This is a genomic window from Corynebacterium sp. HMSC077D03 (assembly GCF_001808545.1).
In the GTDB taxonomy this organism is placed as follows: domain Bacteria; phylum Actinomycetota; class Actinomycetes; order Mycobacteriales; family Mycobacteriaceae; genus Corynebacterium; species Corynebacterium simulans.
Map to the genome: position 1 here is coordinate 165,275 of NZ_KV793700.1, position 21,591 is coordinate 186,865.

At 58.8% G+C, this 21,591-nt stretch carries 24 protein-coding genes; 8 read left to right on the forward strand and 16 right to left on the reverse strand.

The window, feature by feature from the left end; all coding sequences use genetic code 11:
* The first annotated feature begins 93 nt into the window (after positions 1–93).
* Positions 94–738, forward strand: a complete 645-nt coding sequence (locus HMPREF2888_RS09350) for an O-methyltransferase (RefSeq protein WP_070433459.1) — start codon at positions 94–96, stop codon at positions 736–738.
* 84 nt (positions 739–822) lie between these two features.
* Here HMPREF2888_RS09350 and glgC read toward each other — a convergent pair whose 3' ends face one another.
* Positions 823–2,040 carry a glucose-1-phosphate adenylyltransferase gene (glgC, locus tag HMPREF2888_RS09355; RefSeq protein ID WP_070433458.1) on the reverse strand — a complete coding sequence of 406 codons (1,218 nt, stop codon included), beginning with the start codon at positions 2,038–2,040 and terminating at the stop codon, positions 823–825.
* A gap of 109 nt (positions 2,041–2,149) precedes the next feature.
* Here glgC and glgA point away from each other — a divergent pair, with 109 nt between their 5' ends.
* A complete protein-coding gene (gene glgA, locus HMPREF2888_RS09360; protein WP_070433457.1) occupies positions 2,150–3,304 on the forward strand; it encodes a glycogen synthase in 1,155 nt (384 codons plus the stop codon).
* 26 nt (positions 3,305–3,330) lie between these two features.
* Entirely contained in the window at positions 3,331–4,773 is a 1,443-nt protein-coding gene (locus tag HMPREF2888_RS09365; RefSeq protein WP_070433456.1) for a GH32 C-terminal domain-containing protein, read from the forward strand.
* 113 nt (positions 4,774–4,886) lie between these two features.
* Here the strand turns inward: HMPREF2888_RS09365 and HMPREF2888_RS09370 are convergent, their stop codons facing one another.
* The 7 genes from HMPREF2888_RS09370 to dapE all read right to left on the reverse strand — a co-directional run bounded on the left by HMPREF2888_RS09370 (position 4,887) and on the right by dapE (position 9,738).
* Entirely contained in the window at positions 4,887–5,753 is an 867-nt protein-coding gene (locus HMPREF2888_RS09370; protein ID WP_062035438.1) for a methyltransferase domain-containing protein, read from the reverse strand.
* Between the two features lie 10 nt (positions 5,754–5,763).
* Positions 5,764–5,931, reverse strand: coding sequence for a DUF3117 domain-containing protein (locus tag HMPREF2888_RS09375; RefSeq protein ID WP_005531903.1), 168 nt, complete (start codon positions 5,929–5,931; stop codon positions 5,764–5,766).
* A 79-nt stretch (positions 5,932–6,010) separates the two neighbouring features.
* On the reverse strand, positions 6,011–6,292 hold the full coding sequence (locus HMPREF2888_RS09380) for a hypothetical protein (RefSeq protein ID WP_062035440.1): 282 nt from the start codon (positions 6,290–6,292) through the stop codon (positions 6,011–6,013).
* 3 nt (positions 6,293–6,295) lie between these two features.
* Positions 6,296–7,030: a glucosyl-3-phosphoglycerate synthase gene (locus HMPREF2888_RS09385; protein WP_062035442.1), complete on the reverse strand. Its 735-nt coding sequence runs from the start codon at positions 7,028–7,030 to the stop codon at positions 6,296–6,298.
* Positions 7,027–7,878 carry a dihydropteroate synthase gene (gene folP, locus HMPREF2888_RS09390; protein WP_062035444.1) on the reverse strand — a complete coding sequence of 284 codons (852 nt, stop codon included), beginning with the start codon at positions 7,876–7,878 and terminating at the stop codon, positions 7,027–7,029. The genes HMPREF2888_RS09385 and folP overlap by 4 nt, the downstream gene beginning before the upstream one ends.
* Entirely contained in the window at positions 7,868–8,632 is a 765-nt protein-coding gene (locus tag HMPREF2888_RS09395) for an LOG family protein (RefSeq protein WP_062035446.1), read from the reverse strand. The genes folP and HMPREF2888_RS09395 overlap by 11 nt, the downstream gene beginning before the upstream one ends.
* A 5-nt stretch (positions 8,633–8,637) precedes the next feature.
* The gene (dapE, locus tag HMPREF2888_RS09400) at positions 8,638–9,738 is read right to left on the reverse strand and encodes a succinyl-diaminopimelate desuccinylase (RefSeq protein WP_062035448.1); all 1,101 of its coding nucleotides are present in this window, start codon (positions 9,736–9,738) and stop codon (positions 8,638–8,640) included.
* Between the two features lie 89 nt (positions 9,739–9,827).
* Here dapE and HMPREF2888_RS09405 point away from each other — a divergent pair, with 89 nt between their 5' ends.
* The 5 genes from HMPREF2888_RS09405 to HMPREF2888_RS09425 all read left to right on the forward strand — a co-directional run bounded on the left by HMPREF2888_RS09405 (position 9,828) and on the right by HMPREF2888_RS09425 (position 14,559).
* Positions 9,828–11,189, forward strand: coding sequence for an amino acid permease (locus tag HMPREF2888_RS09405; RefSeq protein WP_062035450.1), 1,362 nt, complete (start codon positions 9,828–9,830; stop codon positions 11,187–11,189).
* A gap of 82 nt (positions 11,190–11,271) precedes the next feature.
* The gene (dapD, locus tag HMPREF2888_RS09410; RefSeq protein ID WP_062035452.1) at positions 11,272–12,249 is read left to right on the forward strand and encodes a 2,3,4,5-tetrahydropyridine-2,6-dicarboxylate N-succinyltransferase; all 978 of its coding nucleotides are present in this window, start codon (positions 11,272–11,274) and stop codon (positions 12,247–12,249) included.
* 105 nt (positions 12,250–12,354) lie between these two features.
* Positions 12,355–13,701, forward strand: a complete 1,347-nt coding sequence (locus HMPREF2888_RS09415) for an amino acid permease (protein ID WP_246815063.1) — start codon at positions 12,355–12,357, stop codon at positions 13,699–13,701.
* 152 nt (positions 13,702–13,853) lie between these two features.
* On the forward strand, positions 13,854–14,078 hold the full coding sequence (locus HMPREF2888_RS09420) for a helix-turn-helix transcriptional regulator (RefSeq protein WP_061921754.1): 225 nt from the start codon (positions 13,854–13,856) through the stop codon (positions 14,076–14,078).
* Positions 14,071–14,559: a hypothetical protein gene (locus HMPREF2888_RS09425; protein ID WP_062041278.1), complete on the forward strand. Its 489-nt coding sequence runs from the start codon at positions 14,071–14,073 to the stop codon at positions 14,557–14,559. The genes HMPREF2888_RS09420 and HMPREF2888_RS09425 overlap by 8 nt, the downstream gene beginning before the upstream one ends.
* 147 nt (positions 14,560–14,706) lie before the next feature.
* Here the strand turns inward: HMPREF2888_RS09425 and HMPREF2888_RS09430 are convergent, their stop codons facing one another.
* From HMPREF2888_RS09430 to HMPREF2888_RS09465, 8 genes are all read right to left on the reverse strand, one after another.
* Positions 14,707–15,234, reverse strand: coding sequence for a GtrA family protein (locus tag HMPREF2888_RS09430; protein WP_062044293.1), 528 nt, complete (start codon positions 15,232–15,234; stop codon positions 14,707–14,709).
* A 66-nt stretch (positions 15,235–15,300) separates the two neighbouring features.
* Positions 15,301–16,128, reverse strand: a complete 828-nt coding sequence (locus tag HMPREF2888_RS09435) for a pseudouridine synthase (RefSeq protein WP_062041281.1) — start codon at positions 16,126–16,128, stop codon at positions 15,301–15,303.
* Between the two features lie 3 nt (positions 16,129–16,131).
* Positions 16,132–17,235 (reverse strand): succinyldiaminopimelate transaminase, encoded by a 1,104-nt coding sequence (gene dapC, locus HMPREF2888_RS09440; protein WP_070518674.1) that lies wholly within the window; start codon positions 17,233–17,235, stop codon positions 16,132–16,134.
* Between the two features lie 85 nt (positions 17,236–17,320).
* The gene (fdxA, locus tag HMPREF2888_RS09445; RefSeq protein WP_005531876.1) at positions 17,321–17,644 is read right to left on the reverse strand and encodes a ferredoxin; all 324 of its coding nucleotides are present in this window, start codon (positions 17,642–17,644) and stop codon (positions 17,321–17,323) included.
* A gap of 50 nt (positions 17,645–17,694) precedes the next feature.
* Complete coding sequence (locus HMPREF2888_RS09450) at positions 17,695–18,075, reverse strand: hypothetical protein (protein ID WP_070518675.1); 381 nt, start codon at positions 18,073–18,075, stop codon at positions 17,695–17,697.
* Entirely contained in the window at positions 18,072–18,941 is an 870-nt protein-coding gene (locus HMPREF2888_RS09455) for a PIG-L family deacetylase (protein WP_070518676.1), read from the reverse strand. The genes HMPREF2888_RS09450 and HMPREF2888_RS09455 overlap by 4 nt, the downstream gene beginning before the upstream one ends.
* On the reverse strand, positions 18,931–20,514 hold the full coding sequence (locus HMPREF2888_RS09460; protein WP_246815059.1) for an ABC transporter family substrate-binding protein: 1,584 nt from the start codon (positions 20,512–20,514) through the stop codon (positions 18,931–18,933). The genes HMPREF2888_RS09455 and HMPREF2888_RS09460 overlap by 11 nt, the downstream gene beginning before the upstream one ends.
* 165 nt (positions 20,515–20,679) lie before the next feature.
* Positions 20,680–21,531 carry a type IV toxin-antitoxin system AbiEi family antitoxin domain-containing protein gene (locus HMPREF2888_RS09465; RefSeq protein ID WP_062035472.1) on the reverse strand — a complete coding sequence of 284 codons (852 nt, stop codon included), beginning with the start codon at positions 21,529–21,531 and terminating at the stop codon, positions 20,680–20,682.
* Positions 21,532–21,591: the final 60 nt, after the last annotated feature.

The following is a 21,591-nucleotide window of genomic DNA, read 5'->3' on the forward strand; positions in this document are numbered from 1 at the left end:
GAGCGTCACCGAAAAACAAAAACTTCTACCTCATCAGTAACAATCCTGGCGTCTTGACACCGCATACACAGAAAATTACCTATGGTTTAGGTTGTGACTAATACGGCATACGACGCACTGCGTTCTTACATCGAATCCACCAGCGAAGTTTCTACGGCACTCGCCGGGGCCCGTTCCCATGCCGAGGAATTTGGCTTGTCCGTACCGGACGAAGCAACCGGGCAGCTTCTTTCCTCCCTTTCCGCAGCCAGCTCTGGCGCTGATCGCCCCCAGGCCATCGCCATTACTCCGGCTGCTGCTGTAGCCGGAATCTACCTCCTGCAGGGCCTGCCTAACAATGGAATCGTCACCTGCATCGATCCGGAGGCAGAGCATCAGGCCATGGCGAAGTCCACCTTCCGTGAGGCTGGCTTTGCCACCACCCGCGCGCGCTTTTTGCCCTCCCATCCTCTGGAGGTCATGGGACGTCTCGCCACCGATTCTTATCAATTGATCTTCGCAGACGTTCCCGCGCTGGATATGCCGGCTCTTATCAACGCCGCTTTCCCACTGCTGCGTAAGAACGGCACGCTGGTTCTCGCGAACTCTTTGTTGGATGGCACCCTCGCCGACACCACCCGCAGCGACCGCGACACTGCCGCTGCCCGAGAAGCAGACGAGCTCGCCCGCTCACTCGAAGACGCCGTAGTAACCCGTCTACCACTGGGTTCCGGCCTAACGCTTATCACCAAGCGCTAAGAAAGTAGAAACCTCACACGAGATACAGGCGGCTGCCCCTTCATCTCGTGTGAGGCTTCTGTGTTTTCTCCCCGCCGCGGTGCGCTAGACGGTTTCGTTCTTGCCCACGACGACAACGCCGCCGGCAGAGACCTTAAAGCGGGACTCGTCGCGCTCGCGGTCGCAGCCGATGATGGCACCTTCGGAAACCACCACGTTCTTATCCAAAATGGCATGGCGGACAACCGCGCCCTTGCCCACGCGCACGCCTGGCAGCAGCACCGAGCCTTCTACTGAAGCTCCGTCGGCCACATGCACGTCCGAGGACAGCACAGAGTTGCGCACGGTGCCGCCGGAGATGATGCAGCCGGGGGCCACCATGGAAGACTGCGCGATACCGTTTTGGACGAACTTCGCTGGCGGAAGGTTGGACTCATCCGTGGAGTGGATGGGCCAATGATTGTTATAAAGATTAAAAATCGGGTGCACCGAAATTAAGTCCATGTGCGCTTCGTAGAAAGAATCGATGGTGCCCACATCGCGCCAATAACCATGGTCGCGCTCAGTGGAACCTGGCACGTCATTCGCCATGAAGTCATAAACATGCGCCTGCCCGCGCTCCACGAAGTACGGAATGATGTCGCCGCCCATGTCGTGGTCGGAGTTTTCGTTCTCCTCGTCCTTGAGCAGGGCCTCAATCAGAGCATCGGCCGTAAAGACGTAGTTACCCATGGACGCATAGGTCATGTTCGGATCATCCGGAGTCGAAGGCGGATTATCCGGCTTTTCCAAAAACTCCGTGATGGTTCCCATGCCGTCTGCCTGAATGCAGCCAAATGCGGTGGCCTCGCTACGCGGCACGCGAATGCCCGCCACGGAGCAGTCGAGCCCAGTAGCGATGTGTTCCTGAACCATCTGCTGCGGGTCCATGCGATAGACGTGGTCGGCGCCGAAGACGATGACATAGTCCGGCTTTTCGTCATAAATCAAGTTAAGCGACTGGACAATAGCGTCGGCGGAACCGTTGTACCAACGCTTACCGCGACGCTGCTGGGCGGGCACGGAGGCGATGTACTGGGAAGTCGGGCCAGACAAATTCCAAGCCTGCGAGATGTGGCGGTCGAGGGAATGGGACTTGTATTGGGTGAGCACCGCAATCTTGAGGTAGCCCGCGTTGACGAGGTTAGACAGGACGAAGTCGATGAGACGGTAGGAGCCGCCGAAGGGGACGGCGGGCTTTGCGCGATCTTCCGTAAGGGGGAATAGGCGCTTGCCTTCACCGCCGGCGAGGACAATGGCGAGGACATTAGGCTGGGTTTTCACATGTTCCAACCTATTCAGTTTTAGGCCGCTTCGCAGAGGAAATAGGTCAGAAACTACCCCCACGGGAATTTTCTGCACGGTATGGATTTTCTCCGTATTCTGGGAGGACATGAGAGCCGGAATTTTTTCCAAGGAATACCCACCTGAAATTTACGGTGGCGCTGGCGTGCACGTCGCCGAGCTAACCCGCTTCATGCGGGAGTTAATCGATGTTTCCGTTCACTGCATGGGTGGCCCACGCGAGGAAAAGGACGTCTTCAACCACGGCGTTGATCCAGAACTTTCCGCAGCCAACCCCGCCATCCAAACTCTTTCCACGGGTCTGCGCATGGCTAATGCAGCTTCCGATATTGATATCGCGCATTCCCACACCTGGTACTCCGGCCTCGGCGGCCATCTCGCCGCCCGCCTCTACGACATCCCGCATGTGGTCACCGCCCACTCTTTGGAGCCGCACCGCCCATGGAAGCGTGAGCAGCTCGGTGGCGGCTACGAGATTTCCTCGTGGTCCGAGAAAAACGCCATGGAATACGCCGACGGCGTCATCGCGGTTTCCGCCGGCATGAAAGCCTCCATTCTGGATGCTTATCCCCGCATCGATGAGTCCAAGGTGCATGTTGTGCTCAATGGCATCGATACCGAGCTGTGGCAGCCGCGCGAGGCAGACTACCTGGACAAACTCGGCGTCGACAAGCAGCGCCCCATCGTTGCCTTCGTCGGCCGCATCACCCGCCAAAAGGGCGTGAAGCACCTGCTGAAGGCCGCGGCCCAGTTTGATTCAGACGTCCAGCTGGTGCTGTGCGCAGGCGCTCCCGATACTCCAGAAATCGCCGCGGAAACCGCAGCTTTGGTCGAAGACCTGCAGGCCAACCGCGACGGCGTGTTCTGGGTGCAGGAAATGCTCTCTCGCAGCCTCATCCAAGAGGTGTACTCTGGCGCCGACGTCTTCGTGTGTCCTTCTATCTACGAGCCTTTGGGAATCGTTAACTTGGAGGCCATGGCGTGCGGGACTGCAGTAGTTGCATCTGACGTCGGAGGAATCCCCGAGGTTGTCGTCGACGGTGAGACCGGAATCCTCGTCCACTACGACGAAAATGCGGTCGCTGACTTCGAGGCCAACCTCGCTGCTGCCGTCAACCAGGTCGTCGCCGACAAGGAGCACGCAACCGCATTCGGCCAAGCCGGCCGCACGCGAGCTGTGGAGAAGTTCTCGTGGGCCACCATCGCCTCCCAGACCGTAGATATTTACCGCGCACTGATTTAAATCGAGAATCTTTAGAAAGGCACTTTGTGACAACCCATCGCCCCGAACTGCACTTCACCCCTGAGTCTGGAGTCCTCGAGGCTCCGGCCGGCGTGCTGCTAGACGGCAATACGTGGCACCTGTTTTTCCAGTACCGCCACGAACTTTCCGCCCCGGCGCGCTGGGGACACAACTATTCTGAAGAATTTCCATTCGATTGGTTGGAGTGCGACGACGCACTTGCCCCTGTCGGCGGTGAGCTTTCCTTGCGCGCCGGTTCTGTAGCCGCGGGCGAAGATGCTATCAACCTCTACTTCACCTCCGTGACTTCCACCGGCACCTCGGTGCGTTTAGCACGCTACACCGATTTCAACGATGTCTGCGAAATTTCGGATGACTCCAACGCACTAGACCCGAATGTCGTGCGCTATGGCGAGGTAGCCGCCAACGTCACCAATTACTCCCGCTTCCGCTCGCCTTCCGTGGTTCCAGACTGGGTCGCGGCCGACCGCGATGAAGGCCACGAGGGCTGGCTCATGCTCGCACTAACCGGCCACTCCGACGCGCCGCTGCCCGTTATCCTGCGCTCGGCCGACGGCTTGACCTGGGATGTGGAAGGCCCGCTCGAGTTCAATGGCGATCCTGGTTTCAACGAGGGCGAGGTCCCGGCAAACTCGCCGATTCCACCGGTTGTCTCTCCACGCCTGGTCCGCTTGCGTGACGAGGTAGATGAGCGCATTTACGACGTCCTCCTGGTTACCCTTGAGCGCGATAACCGCGATGTCTCCGGTTACCTCGTCGGCCGCTTGGAGGGCACCACCTTCACCGTCGCCTCCGGTTTCCAGCGCATCGACTTCGGCCACGATTTCTCCCGCCCGCGCAACACCAACGCCACCGAGGGCACCGTCCCGCAGGAGACCCGCTACGACGAAGCGGTTGTCCTGGGTCTTCTCAACGGCAATGGCCGCGGCGACGATCCTGCAGCGCATCCTTCCTTCGAGGAGGAAGGATGGGCCAATACCCTCGCACTGCCGCGTCGCATCACCCTCCAGGGAGGCAAGCTCTTCCAGACTCCGCCGCGCGGCCTGCCGGATGCCATCCGCCAGTCAGAGCGCGCCCGCTCCTGGGTCGGCGTAATGGATGTCCCGGAAGGCTCCTCCGTCACCGTCACCTTGCTCGACGGCAACGGCAAGCCCGCGGCAGTCATCACCCATGCTGGCAGCACACTGACCTTAGATCGTTCCATGGGCACTGCTTTCGATTCCTATTTCAAGGACTCGGCTCCTGCCGTAGCGCATTTGGCTGAGGGTGATTCCGATTCCCTCACCGTCGTAGTCGACGGTGCCACCGTAGAGGTCTACGCCGACGGCGGCCAGGTAGCCATGGGCTCCCGCGTCTACTTCGACGGCGGTTGCTCTGATCTCCAGGTCGAGACCGCCGGTGAGGCCGTCATCGAGCAATCCTGGCAGCGCAAAGGCTCGCAGCTCTAAGCGCGACGTGTTTTAACACTCAAAGCGACAATAGGGAAAGGCAGAGCATCTGTGCTCTGCCTTTCCCTATTGTTTGTGCAACCGGCCAGACCTTTGGCCTTGCCCACCGCTATTTAGACTGCGCGCAGACGGTCCAGGCGGGCATGAGCGGTGACCTGCATGGTCTCTGGCAATTTTGCCATGCGCTCAGCAAGCTCTTCCTTTTCAAGGTGGCGGGCAGACGGGCTCATGCCAACCTGCGCGGCAATAGAGGCGCGATCCAGGGTCATCGGATAAGAGATATCAACCGGATCTGCTGCCTGCTCCAGGTAGCCGGCGGCCTGCTCGTACATGCGCTCGATCTTGCCTTCTTCCACGCCCAAGATTCCCAGCGGCTCGCGCAGTTCATCCAGATGGCCGAGGTCCGGAGTCAAGACAATGACCTCGCCGCCTGGACGCAAGATGCGCTGGAACTCCGCTGGGTTGCGCGGGGCAAAGACCACCGATACCGCATCGATGGAATCATCCTGCAGCGGCAACCGCTCCCACACATCCGCCACCACGGCGCCAACGCGCGGATGGCACTTTGCCAGATGCTTGGCAGCATGTGGGGAAATATCCAAACCAACGCCACGGGCCTCAGCGATGGAATCCAAGGTATGTGCTAGGTAATAGCCGGTGCCGGCACCGACTTCAAGCAGCATAGGCTCGGCAGTCTCAGGCAACTCGTTGGCATCAAGTGCGTCCTGCACTGCGCCAGTGACAGCCTCCACAAATGGGGCGAAGTGGCCCAAAGACAAGAAGGTCTCACGCGCGGAAACCATCTCACTGGAATCGCCCTTATGCTTTAGCCCTGCCCCGGGGGCAAGGGTGACATAGCCTTGTTTGGCCACATCAAAAGAGTGCCCAGACTCAGAGACGAGACGAGCAAAATCGTCGGCGCCGCTTAGCGCGGTGCCATCGTTTGGGTCGGCCAGAACATCGATGACGTGTGAAAGCATGCCTTAAAGACTAGCTGGAAACTTCGGTCAGCAATGAACCAAGTTCCGCAGCCTCCTCTTTTGTGAGCTCCACAACAATACGGCCACCACCATCGGAGGGGATTCGCATGACAATTTTGCGGGACTCCTCAACCGCTTCCATTGGCCCACCTGTCGTGCGTGGCTTCATAGCTGCCATAGCTGTACCGCTCCTTTGGGATGTAAAATTTTTGGGTTACCCAAACCACTCTACGCCTTTATTGCTAGTCAAGGGGCGGTTACGAAATTGGTCTAGCTGTTTCGCCCTCGCTTCGGTAGCGCTTTTCTACCTCCGCCAGCAAGGCATCCACCTGGGATTGGCGGTATCCATGGGAAACGACGTCGAACTTGATGTCATCAAAGTTGCCATCTTGAAGCGCTCGCTGATTGTTTGCCAACACATCGCGTTTTTCATCAAGATCGTCTAGCACTTCCCCCCGCCCAAAAATCGAGCCCCACGCCCATGTCCCTAAAACCACCAACGCGAGCAGAACGACGATAAGCAAAATCCACGACAGCATGGGCTAAAGCTTACCGCCGGATGGTTCACGTTGAGCAACAGGACCTATTACTCCGTCGCGTGACAAAATCGTGCGCGCGACCACCTCAGCCATGGGCGCAAGCTCATGCAGCGGCCGGTTGCGGTGGATGCGCTCGCCAAGGTCTACTTCGGCGATGGAAGAAACACCGCAGCGCTTAGCGACGTCGATAAGCAGCCCGGCTTCCACCCCGTAGCCATCAACAAATGGCAATGCCCGAGCCAGCGACGTGCGCAGCGCATATTCGCCACCCAAGGGCTGTGCGATATCTCCGAGCTCCGGGAAGAAGGTGCGCAGCAAAGGCTTAGCGGTCAACTCCGTGACCCGCCCGCCGCCGCTTGGGGCACCGTTGAAGGTACGACGATAAGTAGCTTTGACCATCTGGATCTCTGGATCCGCAAACGGCGCAGCCAACTGCGCGACCATCCCTGGACACGCAGACTCCAAGTCGGCATCAACGAAGACCACGATGTCACCTTGCGCTGCGGCGACCCCGCGCCAGAGGGATTCACCCTTGCCCGGCCGCGGCGCAATCTCCGGCAGGATTTCGCGCCAGTTGTATACCTTTGCTCCGGCAGCGGCAGCGCGCTGCGCGGTGTGATCCGTGGAGTCAGCATCGACAACGATGACCTCCATTGGGTCATCTGCCAAACAGGCTCGTACCACGTTCGCGACGGTTGCTTCCTCGTTGAGCGCTGGGATGATGACAGAAACGCTCATGCGAGCCCACGGGTGGTGTTCAGCGGGGCCATCGTGCCTTCGATAGCTGCGGTCATACGAATGACGTCGAGGGTCTCCGCGACCTCGTGGACGCGGAAAGCGGCCACACCATGCGCCGCCGACCACGCGGTTGCGGCCAATGTCCCTGCCACGCGCTTGCCGACGCCGCGGTCCAAAGTCTCGCCTACGAAGTCCTTGTTAGACAACGCCATCAGTACCGGCCAGCCCGTGGCAACAACCTCGTCGATGCGGCGCAGCAACTCCAGCCCGTGAAAGGTGTTCTTGCCAAAGTCGTGGGTTGGGTCGATAAAGACCAGCTCCTCCGGGCACCCCAGGCTCGCCGCCTTTTCTGCCAGAGCAGTCGTCTCCGCGATGACATCCGCTACGACGTCGTCAAAGTGCACGCGGTGTGGGCGCGTGCGTGGGGTGACGCCGCCCGTATGCGAGCAGACATAGCCGACCTTATGTTCTCCGGCGACTTCGATGAGCTCAGGGTCCCAGCCCGCCCATGTGTCATTGATGAGCGTCGCCCCGGCTGTGATGGCGGCTTCGGCAACGCTTGCGCGCCATGTATCTACTGAGATGGTGACATCCGGGTAGCGCTCGTGCGCCGCGGCAATCGTGGGAACCACGCGCTCGATCTCTTCCTGCGCGTCCACGGCTTCGCCAGGCCCTGCCTTCACGCCACCGATGTCGACGATGCTGGCACCCTGCTCGATCACCTCGGCACAGCGGCGAAGGGCCTCAGCTTCGGCGAAGGTTGCGCCCTTGTCATAGAACGAATCCGGCGTGCGATTGACAATTGCCATCACCTGCGCCAACTTGGCGCTACGCGGATTAGCGCTCATCACGAATCCGCTTATCGCTCATCACCTTGTGCGAGTTCACGATGTGTGCGACCGCTTCGTCGACGTCATCAGTAAGCAGGAACAAGTCCATGTCTGATGCGCTGATAAGGCCGCGTGCTGCCATGGTGGACTTCATCCACTCTAGGAGTCCGGACCAGTACTCGGTGCCCATCAGGACGATTGGATAATTGGTGACCTTTCCGGTTTGCACCATGCAGGCCACCTCAAAGAACTCGTCCATGGTGCCCATGCCACCAGGCAGACAGATAAAAGCCTGGGAATACTTCAAGAACATCGTCTTGCGGGCAAAGAAGTAACGGAAGTTCAATCCCAGATCGACGTATTCGTTAAGTCCCTGTTCATGCGGAAGCTCGATGCCAAGGCCTACCGAAAGGCCTTTTTCCTCATAAGCACCACGATTCGCAGCCTCCATTAGTCCTGGGCCGCCACCGGTGATGACCGCGTACTGGGCATTGGTTAGCGCTTTGCCCACGCGAACGCCCAAGTCATATTCCGGCGTGCCCTCGCCCAGACGTGCGGAGCCGAAGACGGTGACAGCCTTCGGCAGCTTTGCCAAAGCATCAAAACCCGAGACGAATTCCCCCTGGATGCGCAGAACCCGCCACGGGTCCGCGTGCTGCCATTCGTGGTCGGCCCCGGATTCCAGCAGGCGCTGGTCATAGGTTGAGGTCTGCTCGCCCTCGGTGCGCAGCAATAATGGTCCGCGCAGGGTGCGATTACGTTCTGGCGACATATTGGTTAGGCCTCCTTGGCGTTTGCGCCGCTTAAATACTCAATCAAAGCATCGGACACGGAAGTAATTTGCGCAATTGGAACCTGCTCGTCTTTCTTATGCGCAAACCCCGGATCACCCGGGCCAAAATTCACGGCCGGAGTGCCCATCTCGGAAAAACGAGCAACGTCAGTCCAGCCGTATTTCGCACGGAAGTTACCGCCGACGGCGTCGACAAGCGCGCGAGCGGCGGGCTGGCCCAGGCCTGGAAGGGCTGCGGAGGATTCGTCATCAACCTCAATGGTGACGTTTTCATGCTCTCCGATAACCTCACGCATATGCGCCATGGCCTCGCGCAAGCTCCGGTCTGGCGCGAAGCGGAAGTTCACAAACATCCATGCCTCATCTGGAATGGTGTTGGTTGCTACTCCGGATTCCAGATGCACGATGTTGAGACCTTCCTTATAGGTACAACCATCAATGGTGACCTCGCGCGGAGCGTAGTTCGCCACGTTGACCATGATCGGTGCCAGTTTATGAGCAGCATTAGACCCCAGCCAGGCACGCGCGGAATGAGCGCGGGTTCCGTGCGCCGTGATGCGGAGACGGATGGTACCCTGGCAGCCGGCCTCGATCATGGCGCCGGAAGGCTCTCCCAAAAGAGCTAGATCGCCGTGCAGCCACTCGGGGTGGTCTTTTTGCAGATGTCCCAGCCCATTAAATTCCGAGGAGACTTCCTCCCCCTCGTAAGCAATGACTGTTAAGTCATGGGCGAGGTCGGGGGCGTCGTAAAGCGCAGCAAAAGCGTGCAGGTACACGGCCATGCCAGACTTCATATCGACGGTGCCACAGCCCCACATGACATCGCCTTCCATGTGGTGGGGAACGTTATCCGCCAGCGGGACGGTATCGATGTGGCCAGCCAGAATCACGCGGGATTCGAGCCCGCGATTGGTGCGGGCGCAGACGGTGTTTGCGTATCGCACCACTTCGATCTTGTCATTATCAAGGCCCCGTAGGGCTGCCTCTATTGCATCAGCGATCTCCTCCTCATGATGAGAGGGGCTCGGGATGTCTACGAGCGCTTTGGTCAATTCGATTGGGGAGGCAAAGAGATCTAAAGTCACAAAGCGCCATCGTAGCGACCTTGCACGATGGCTGCATTGTGTAATATACCTCTCAATACTTTGTTCTAAATCACAAAAGGTGCATCGATATGGCAGAAACCTCACAGCAGCTCAAGACACGCCACCTCACGATGATGGGGCTCGGGTCTGCGGTTGGCGCAGGCCTCTTTCTAGGCGTTGGCCTGGGAATCCAAATGTCCGGTACCTCGGTTCTGCTTTCCTATGCAGTCGCCGGCCTCTTGGTCGGCGCCATCATGTGGATGCTCGGCGAGATGGCAGCAGCCCGCCCCTCGCTAGGATCCTTTTCCACCTATGCCGGCCAAGCTTTTGGCAATTGGGCACGCTTTACCCTGGGCTGGTTGTTTTGGTTCATGCTAGTGATGGTGATGGGAGCCGAGATTACGGGCGCTGCCGCAATCATCGCCTCCTGGTTTAACATCGCAGCGTGGATTCCCGCCCTTATCGCAGTCTCCTTCTTCGCGGTGGTCAACTTTGCAGCCGTTCGTGGATTCGGCGAGTTCGAATTCTGGTTCGCCATCATCAAGGTGGCCGTCATCCTAGCCTTCCTGGCAGTGGGCGTACTGATGCTGATTGGCGTGCTGCCAGGCTTCAACGGCGACCTCGCAACCACCAACTTCACGGAGAACTTCCTTCCGAATGGCATGCCGGGCTTTGCTTCCGGATTGCTCGCCGTTGCATTCGCCTTCGGCGGTATTGAGATGGTAACCATCGCCGCCGCCGAGTCGGAGGATCCTGCACGCAACGTCGCGACCGCCGTGCGTGCGGTTATCTTCCGCATCATGGTCTTCTACATTGGCGCCATCGTGGTCATCACCATGGTTTTGCCATTTAAATACATCCAAGATGCCGATGCAGCCGCCGATTCCCCATTCACCCTGGTGCTAGAGGCCGCGCAAATCCCATTCGCCGCGGGCTTTATGGAAGTCATCATCGCTTTGGCCCTGCTTTCTGCATTCAACGCGCAGATCTACTCCACCTCCCGCGTAATTTTCGACATGGCTAAGGACGGCTCGGCACCGGCTATCTTTAAAAAGCAGAACCCATCGGGCTCCCCAGTCTTCGCCGTCATCTTGTCCATGCTTTTCGCATTCGGCTCCGTGCTGCTGCAGTTCTGGAATCCGCCAGGACTTCTGTCCTTCCTCTTCAATGCAGTCGGCGGCTGCCTGCTAGTGATCTGGACCTTCGTGGTTTTGTCCTACTTGAAGCTGCACCCAATCATGAAGAAGAACGGTGAGCTTTCCGCCGTCGAGGTCATCGCCTACCCGGTTCTGCCATGGGCCACCCTGCTGGCGATTGCCGCATTGGTTGTTCTCATGCTCTTCGACCCATCCGCACGCAACCAGGTCCTTGCAGTGAGTGCGCTGACCGTCGTGCTCATCGTTGCGTCCCGCCTCACAAAACCTCGCCAAGTAAACACGGTGTCGAAGTAGCTGTGTATGCTCTAGCGGTGAAAGAAATGGCCTAGTTTTCGCTAGGCTCTACCCCGCATTTGTGAAGGTTTTTCCTAAAGCTATGACTTCTGCATCCGCACGCGGCCTTGCCACCCTTACCCACGATGGGACCGTTCTCGACGTGTGGTTCCCCGCCGTTCATATCGGCGATGACGCCCCGGTAACCGAGTCCGGCACCACTCGCTTGGAAGAGACCCCTCAGCAGTTCGCCGCCTTGGCGGGCCCGGATGAGGAGCGCGGCGTCGCCCGCGTGGCGGTTGAGACCGCCATTAAGGACTTGGATGATGCGCCGCTGGACGCATATGACGCATACCTGCGCCTACACCTGCTCTCGCACCGTGCCGTCAAGCCGCACGGTCTGAACATGGACGGCATCTTCGGACTTCTGGCCAACGTTGTGTGGACCAACTACGGCCCATGCGCTGTGGCTGACTTCCAGATGATCCGCGGCCGCCTGTCCTCCCGCGGCCCGGTCACCGTCTACTCCGTAGACAAGTTCCCGCGCATGGTGGACTACGTTGTGCCAACCGGCGTGCGCATCGGCGATGCTGACCGCGTCCGCTTGGGCGCTCACCTGGCTGAGGGCACCACCGTCATGCACGAAGGCTTCGTCAACTTCAATGCTGGCACCCTGGGCGCCTCCATGGTCGAAGGCCGCATCTCTGCAGGAGTTGTTGTCGGTGACGGCTCCGATATCGGCGGCGGCGCCTCCATCATGGGCACGCTTTCCGGTGGCGGCAAGGAAGTCATCTCCATCGGTGAGCGCTGCCTGCTCGGCGCTAACTCCGGTATCGGCATATCGCTTGGCAACGACGCAGTTGTCGAAGCCGGCCTCTACGTCACCGCCGGCACGAAGGTAAGCGTCTTCGGAAAGGTTGCCGAGGCACTGGGCGTGGAGGAAGGCTCCACCGTCAAGGGCTCCCAGCTCTCCGGCGCATCGGGCTTCCTGCTGCGCCGCAACTCCGTTTCCGGCGCCGTTGAGGCCACCGAATGGAAGTCTGATGCAATCGCTCTCAACGAGGATCTGCACAAGAACTAAGCCCGCCGACTCGTGGATTTAGTCATGGCTTAAACTATTCGGGTGACCGATAGCAATAAATCCACGCAAAATCTTGGCAAAGGCCTCAAGGTCCGCCATCTGACCATGATGGGCCTGGGCTCCACCATCGGCGCCGGTCTCTTCCTCGGAACCGGCGTCGGCATCTCGGCTGCAGGCCCTGCCGTCCTCCTCGCCTATTGCATCGCAGGCTTATTAGCCATCTTGGTAATGCAAATGCTCGGCGAGATGGGTACCGTCATCCCCGCCTCCGGCTCCTTTTCCGAATATGCCGAACACGGCATCGGCCGCTGGGCAGGCTTTACACAAGGCTGGATTTATTGGCTAGCCACCGTGGCCGTGCTGGGCGCTGAGATCACCGGCGCCGCCGGCTTCATCGGTTCTTGGTTCGGTGTTTCCCCATGGATTCCCGCGGCTATTTGCGTGGCGTTCTTTGGAATCGTGAACCTGCTGCGCGTTCGACTCTTCGGCGAGTTTGAGTACTGGTTCGCCGCCATCAAGGTCCTCGTCATCGTGGCCTTTTTGATTGTCGGCTTCCTGCTTGTTTTTGGTCTTCTGCCTGGGCATGAAGCAATTGGCACCAAGGTCTTTTTGGATGACGGCTTCATGCCGAATGGCTTGGGCGGCGTCGCCGCTGGCCTGCTCGCCGTGGCATTCGCTTTCGGCGGCATTGAGGTCGTCGCCATCGCGGCGGCTGAGTCTGAAGATCCGGAAAAGTCCTTGGTCAACGCCGTTCGCACGACCATCCTGCGCATCTCGGTGTTCTACTTGGGCTCCGTTTTGGTAATTACTTTCCTGCTTCCCTACTCCTCGCTGGGTAACGCTGATACCGCGGCGCAATCGCCTTTCACTCAGGTTCTCGACCACGCAGGAATCAAGGGCGCCGCGGGATTCATGGAAGTCATCATCGTGTTGGCGCTGCTTTCCGCATTCAATGCTCAGATCTACGCTTCCTCCCGCATGATGCACTCGCTGGCTTCCCGCCACGAAGCACCGAAGATCTTCACGAAGACCAATGCACAGGGTGTTCCGACGCACGCGATTGCGCTTTCGGTCATTCTCTCGGTCATCATGGTCGTGCTCAACTATGCCGACACCGGCTGGTTGTTGTCCTTCATGCTCAATGCGGCCGGCGCCTCCCTGCTCATCGTGTGGGTCTTCATCGCGGTCAGCCAGCTGCGCCTGCGCCGCCAGCTTGAGGCCATCCACCCGCTGCCCATCCGCATGTGGGCTTTCCCGTACCTGACGTGGTTTGCATTGGCCGTCTTCGCAGCGATTGCGGTACTCATGCTGACTGACGCCTCCGCTCGCGTCCAGCTACTGTCCGCCGGTGCGATGTTCGTCGTCCTCGCAATTGCGGGCGTACTCAACGCCAAGGCGCGCGGCATTTCTCCTACTTCGACGCTGCCGCTGCCGGACGTCGCCAAGCGCTAGCAATTCGCCTCGAATAGTCCCCGGGCCAGCTGTTTCCTTCCAAACACTGACCCGGGGATTTGACGTTTTACAGCATCAACCTTGACACAGTGTCAACAATCCTTTACATTAAGAAATGTAAGCACGACCCAGAAACCTGAAAGCTTTACATCATGCCCGAACATTCCAATATGGTTCGCAAGTGGCGTCGATGGCTGGAAATGACCCAGGCAGACCTCGCCGCTGAGGTAGGCGTTTCCCGGCAGACCATCGCGAACATCGAAAAAGGTAACTACTCGCCTTCCGTGTACTTGGCACTAGACATCTGCAAGGTGCTTGGCAAGTCCGTGGAAGAAGTATTCAACACCGACCCAGAAAGCGTGAACGATAATGGCTAATAACAACGATGGCTTCTTTGCCAACCTGACCCTCAAAGAGATTTCGAACTACTCGCACGATGAGTTCGAAGCGGAAACCTACTTCAAGACCTATGCCATTGGCTACACCACCGCCTTGTTTACCGTCTACTGCGTCTCCGCGCTCTTAGCGTGGGTCCTACCGGGCCGACTTTCCTTGTGGAGCCTCTCGCCCATCGTCGCGCTCGCGATTGCAGAATTTGTCTCGGCGCACTGGATGAAAAAGCGTGTTCCGCGTCCGAACAAGATGCGTTCTTGGACAGGCATCATCTTGATGCTGGTCCCCACCATTGCGCTTTTCGCTGGACTCGCTACGAAACTCAGCATCGACAGCGATTTCGACAACGGTCTCGTAATCGGCGCATTCACAGGTATAGCTGCGGTACTCATCCTCGGTCCCATTTTCCTAAAGTGGCAAAATGGCCGCGACCAGCAGTGCTTGGACAGCCAGCTAGAGGGCTAATAAAGAGGTTCCTCACCATCTGGCTTCCTAGTCCCCTCGTGTGACACTCCTCTTTTGGTCCTTTTGCTCGGTTCCCTTTACCGGGTGAAAGGACCAAACAGCTCGTTTTCAGCGGCCGTCGAGAAAGCCCAACCTGGGCCAGCCAGCTTAAGCCGGCTCGGTGTGCTCGACCAAGACTGGGGCCTTCGGGCTAGAACGGAAGGTCCACAGCTTATTAATGATGAAGTTAATCGGCATCGCAAGCAGGATGGATCCCGCAGTAGCCCAGTAAAACTTGGTGCGTAATCCAGTGGAATTATCGAAAATATCCGAGGGTAGACCAACCGGCGAATTCGGGTTCATGAACAAGGTCAAAAGCAAAAGGCTGACGACATACGCCCCCAGTCCCGCAACAAGAAACGCAACGTAACCCCGAAGCCAGGAGACCTTTTCCACCGATTTGAAAGTCCACATGCGATTGAGCTGGTAGTTCCAGGTATTCGCTACGAGGAAAGCGATGGTCTGAAACACGTGGTACCAACGAACATGGAACGCGGAACCGAAAAGATTCACAAAGGGGTCATCGGGCGTAATGCCACTGGTGGCTAGTGCAATTTTGACTGCGATGTATGACACCGCCAGGTTGACCACCGTGCCCGATCCGCCGACCATGCCAAACTTGATAAATTGGCCCATATTGGACGCAAAACGCCCAGCGGCAACTGATGAGCTCACGCGTTCCTCTTTCCGGTTAATCGATAACTAAATCAGGTTACCGCCCAATTGCTGCAAAGTGGAAAATTCGCGGCGTGTGCCGGATAACGGATCTGCAAACTCTAGGCGGTGCGCCACGAGTTGGAGAGGCGAGGAAAAGTCGTAGAGGTCGAGCCCGCGGTCTACCGGGTAGGTGTCGTCGCCTTGGATGGGGGCGCCTAAGTAGTTACAGACCACCCGCAACTGGTGGGTATGCCCCGTGTGCGGAATAAGTGAGGCCGTGTAACCGTGTGCCTCCACATGGGTCAACGTGGGCGTACCGCCGAGCGAGACTTGGCGGCTACCTTTGACCTTGTGCATGGAAAGCTCAACCGTTCCGGAGTATTCCAGGCAGGCAGAAAGGCGCGCGTGGTAGGTCTTGGTTACTTTGCGCTCAGCAAAAAGCCTCTGATACGTCCCGCGTGTGCGAGGGTTGCGTGAGCACACCACTACCCCGGCAGTCAGGCGGTCGAGGCGGTGCAGCGGCACAATGTCATCTTCACCGAAATTCACGCGCAGGCGTGTCTGTAGGGTCTCGCGCACCAATCGCCCATTACTGGTAGTGGGTAAAAAGTGTGGCTTGTCCACGACGATGAGGTCGCGGTCTTCATAAAGCACCGTGTAATCGAAGGAAATCGGCTTCTCTTCGGGCACATCAGGGTGATACCAGGCAGGAACCGGACGTGAAAGCGACATTCCCGCAGGCAAAAGCTGCCCCGGTGAAAACGGCGAATCGCCCGCCGCGGCCGCGAAGTACTCGGTGTCAGCGGGCACAACTGCCTGCAGGACTACTTTGCGCGGAGAAATCCCCTCGCGGGCTGGCGGGCGATAGGTCACGGGCTAGTTGTCAGCAGCAAGGCGGGCCACAGCCGCGTCGATACGCTCATCAGTGCCGTTCAAACCAATGCGCACAAACTTATCACCCGATGGGCCATAAAAGTCACCCGGGGCAACCAAGATTCCGCGCTCGGCCAGCCAATCCACGGTAATGCGGCACTGCTCATCGCGGGTCGCCCACAGGTACATGCTGGCCTCAGAGTGCTCGATGCGAAAGCCGGCGCCAGTTAATGCGCGCAGGAGCTTAGCGCGGCGGGCGGCATAGCGGCGCACCTGCAGCGTCTCAGAATCGTCGTCGTTTAGCGCTTCAACCATCGCAGCCTGAATCGGCCCTGGAACGATAAGGCCTGCGTGCTTGCGCAGCTCGAGAAGCTCCGCGATAAGCGCCTGGTCACCCGCAAAGAAGCCCGTGCGATAAGAGGCCAGGTTATGGGACTTCGACAACGAGTGCATCGCGATAAGCCCCGTGTTATCACCGTCAGTCACGCGCGGATCCAAGATGGAAACCGGCTTCTTCTCGTCGTCCCATGCCAGCGCCAGGTAGCACTCGTCAGAGGCCACAATGGCGTTGTTCTCACGCGCCCATGCCACCACGGCACGCATCTCTTCCACGGTCTTTACTCGGCCGGTCGGGTTCGACGGCGAGTTGATAAAGGCCAGCTCTGCATCGCCAAAGTCGCGAGGATCGTCCGCGCGCTCTGGGTGTGCGCCAGCAATCAGCGCGCCCACCTCGTAAGTCGGATAAGCCACGGAAGGGATGATGACGCGCTGGCCGCGCATGCCCAGCAGCGTCGGCAGCCAAGCGATAGACTCCTTCAAGCCGATTACCGGCAGTACGCCGAAGGAGGAAGGTTGAGCGCCCGTGCGGCGCGCAACATTACCGCGGATGGCTTCCTGCAGCTGCGCAGTGCCCGCCGTGGTGGGATAGCCGGGTGCCTCCGCGTTCGAAGCCATCGCCAGCTGCACGCCCGGAGCTACCGGATCGACCGGATTGCCCACGGAAAGATCCACGATGCCATCTGGGTGCGACTGAGCCTTCTTCTTCGCCTCGGCAAGCGAGTTCCACGGAAAGTCCGGCAGGCTATTTCCAAGCGGTTGGCGAGCCATTCTTAGGTCAAGCTCCTTATTTACAAGGTAGGCAGTGGGAAAGTTAAAGCCCGGACCCAAATGCGTGAGGTCCGGGCAGCAGGAATTAATCCTGGTTCTGCGGAGGAAGGGCCGCAATCATCGGAGCGTCGAAGTCCTGTGGACCAAGCGCTGCAGCACCACCCGGGGAGCCAAGATCATCAAAGAACGCAGCGTTAGCGTCGTTGTAATCAATCCACTCATCCGGAACGTCATCCTCATAGAAGATTGCCTCAACCGGGCAAGCAGGCTCACAAGCGCCGCAGTCTACGCACTCGTCAGGATGGATGTACAGGGAGCGCTTGCCTTCGTAGATGCAATCGACGGGGCACTCTTCAACGCAAGCGCGGTCCATCACATCGACGCAAGGCTGCGCGATAGTGTAAGTCATGAGGTGCTAAAACTCCTGTTTTCACGGGTTTTGGGATGTCTAACAGTATGTCACTTTTGGACAAAAAATGGGAAAATTCCGCCCCCGATTCCGGCGATTAACAGCAGGAGCGAGAGAATGTTATTGGCCAGCCACATATCGCCGGTCACGACCGCACCCAGCACGAATGCGAAGTATCCCAGCAGCCAAGCCGCCAAAGGAACAAGCCCGATGTAGGCATTATCACTCCAGAGCCTTGCTGTGCGCGTGAGCACTGTATTAAACCACCAGGCTAGAACGATCGTGATGGGAAAAGCCACGCTCGTCCCACCCGGCAGCGGCAACCTGGCGGTGAGGTAGACAACTTCTAGAACCAGGGAGGTCAGCGCGCCTAGGCACAGCCAGGCCAGGCCGGTTATCTGCTCGCCGCGTGAGTATTCATTCAAAATCACAGGGCCTCCAGCAGCGCTTCTGCAGGCTCGCCCCGCCCCAGCTGGTAGTGCTCGGCACGCAGCAACGGCATGACAAGGAGGTTGGACAGGCCATATGCGCTTGGCGACGCCGCCGGGTCCCCAATGGCAGCCGCAGCCGCTACCGGGTTCGTCTGGGTCACTGTGGAGTCAGCCACCCAAATCTGCGTGGCATGGGCGACCATGGCGCGACGCTTGGCGGCTAGCGCGGCATCGTCAAGCCGGTATTCCACGTCAGCGCCCTCGTTGGTGAAATTGTCGAGGTAACCCCGGTCCGGCTTTCGCCAGCCCTCCGGTGCACCGATGGTCTCAAGCGCACTGTAGTGCGCGCCGCGTTCGAAGATTGCCCACCAGATGCGCTGGTCTGATGCTGCGGCCGCGTGGACTGCCTGGTGCACGGCGATGTGGTCCGGGTGGCCATAGCCGCCGTCCGGCCCGTATGTCAGCACGATATGCGGGCGAAGCTGCACAAAGTGCTCGCGCAACAAATCTGCTGCCTCGTCAATGCGGCGCACCAAGGCACGCGGATTCTCGTGAGCCGGTGAGCCCTCCATGCCGGAATCGCGGAAGAAGCCAAAGCCGCCGAGTTGAATACCGTGGACGCCCAAGATATCGAGGGCGTCGGAAAGCTCACGTGCCCTAAAACCGCCTAGCTGGTCTGCATTGCACAAGCCTTGATAAGGCGTGCCAATGACCTCGCCTTCCTCGCCGAGCGTGGCCGTGATGACCGTGACCTCAGCGCCTCTTGCAGCCATGTCAGCTAGTGTTCCGCCGGTAAAAAGCACCTCGTCATCTGGGTGAGCATGTACGGCCACCACGCGGTAGCCGCGCAAATCATTACTTTTCATCTTTCCTCCACATCGGTGCCGTAATAAGCCCTGCATCCCAATCTTCGATGCGTTGACCGGGCCCAAGGATACCCCTGCCCAAAGCATGGATACGCACCTCGTCCATCAAAGGTACGTAGAGCACCTCATCGGAATTGAGTTTGCGGACCTTTTCCAAGGCCGCATCCGGAGTGATGCGTCCAGACAAGATATCGCCGCGCATGTCCTCTGCCTCCGCAGGGCAAAAGCCGGAGATATCGCTGGCGCGTACGTCGTCGTTTTCACACATATAGAGGCTGGCCAGACTCTCCGGAGACACGTTTGCATTCTCCCAGGCCACCACGGCGTCCACCTCTGCCTCCGGCAGCATCTCGCCCGCAATGGTTTGAGTGCGCTCAGAGACTACCTCTGCACTAATTGCTTGTGTTTCGAGGACGTCGACGATGGTGCTGGCAGCCGCCACAGCCTCCGGATGCGTGGGATCAGCTGCGATGCGCAGCGGCTTGCGGCCCGCGCGCTCGCGAAGTGGCGTCAGGTCCACTTCTTCGTTGACCGGGTTTTGGCCCGGACGCAACTCCGAGGCACGGCCCGCCGCCAGGCGAGCGACCTGGTCGGTCTCGATGAGCGAGGCTAAAGCGCGACGCTGGCTTTGCTCTGGCAACGCGCCTTCCCGGGCGGAAAAGTGCAGGCGCAGCTGGCGATTACGGGTCACGGTCCCGGCGTTGACGTTGCTCAGCAAACTGAGGCTCTCCAGCGAGGTTTGTTCCGGAGTAAAGTCCACGAATCCCACCTGGCCCGAGCGCAACATGTTGACCGCCTGACTGGTATCGCGGACGGTACGCAGCTGGACGACGTCGACAAGCGCAGGCCCCGCGCCCCAGAAGCGGTCGTTGCGATTCAGGGTAATAACTCCCCTGCCTCGATCGACGGCCTCGACGGCATAGCGCCCAGCGGATGCGGGGATGCCGTCGGCAAGAGCTGCCGTAAACTCGGTGTCCTGCAGCAGGTGCGAAGGAAGAAGGTGCGCGAAAAGTCGGTGCCAATCGGACACGCGCTGCTTGAAATCCACCACCACAACGCGCCCTGCCGAGGACGTGCTGATGTCCTCGATGGCGAAGTAGCCCGCTGGGTCCACCACTCCGGGGTTGGAGGTCATTTGGGTCCACAGGTAGTGAAAGTCACTGCCGCTAATCGGAGTGCCATCGGACCATTGCGCCGGCGAGGCAATCTTGTACACCACGCGCTGGGCAACACCTTTCGGCGGCTCTACCTCCTCCGCGCTGGCCAGCACATCGGAATCCATGTGTTCGCCGTGGAAAGCAGAAGGAAGGACGAGCTCTGCAATCTGGCTGACCAGCTCGCTATTGTTGGCTACCAGATGCGGATTGAGCCCGCCGCGGAGCGGATCGACGCCGATGGCGACGGTCTCGCGCTCGACGCCGTCCTCTTTTTCCTTCTTCTCGGGCGTCGGTGTTTCGGTCTGGGTGCTCTCGGCAGCCGGTTTGTCCTCGACGGGCGGCGGGCCCGGATTGGCCATGCACGAGGTGAGCACGCAAAGTGATGAGGCAACCACTGCCGCGCCAAGCTTTCGCACTTTGATACCGCCCTTCTACCTAGATCTGAAACCACTTTAGTCGGAGGGCCGGCATTGCTTGGAATTTGACGCTGTGTTTACGGCGCTCTCCAGCTGCATTCGAACCATCGAGTAGCTCTCTTGGGTGCCTTTTGGCGCCCTTCGATGGTTCGAATGCAGGTTGTTTTAATACATGAAGAAATGTGGATTGAGAAGCCGCAAGACCGCCAGGTGCCACGTACCAGTTTGCTGATGAGGAGCACTGCCAAAATCCGGTTGGTCCGCAGTACGAACTTGCTCGATGATGGCTGGGAGATGATGCGCCACGCAATGCCCCGTGTAGCGCAAGGTGCGCCACCCGCGAAGCACGGCGTCATTGTTCTTCCAGTGATCCTTTATCCAGGTATCCAGTGCTGAGTGAAATTTCCGACCATTAATTTCGATGGCAATTCGCTTGTCCTTTAATACGATGTCCCATGCATAAACACCGATGAAGTAATTGCACTCAACGTCCATTCCCGCATCTTGTAATCCGCGGGCCACCTTAATTTCCGCCGAAGAATCGGTAAATAGGACTGCTTCTGACAACGCTTCCTGCGTTCTCGAGTCTAGGCGAGCAAGCTTTCTTCTATCTTCTTCAAGCCGCGTTCTGCTACGTCGTCCTCGGTAGACCGCTTCGAGCATTTCTACTGCTTGAGTGCGCTCTGCAAAAGCCGCGGCCGCGAGCGGATTGTGTACTTTAAGACCTTCATATTCAAAGTGGTCTCTGACTTGGCTGCGTTTATAGGTAAACAGTGCACCGCTTCGCATCTTGTGTGGGCCTGCCACGATGACTGGAAAACTAAGGTCTTGTTCACTCAGCAATTGAGCTGCTGTATTCCCCGTTGCGCAACATCCGTGCTTGGCTGTTAGCAACGTGAGGACATCCCGCGGGTTCGGTTTACCCCACACATAAATCCCGCGAGCAATTTTTGTTATTTCCCCCGAGCGCACGCGGGCAGCTATTTTCGATCGACTAAGCCCCGATACTGGTTGCATGCTTGCCCCTCCCCCTTGCATTGGCATCATCCAGTTTCGATGCTCAAGCTAGCACGAGAG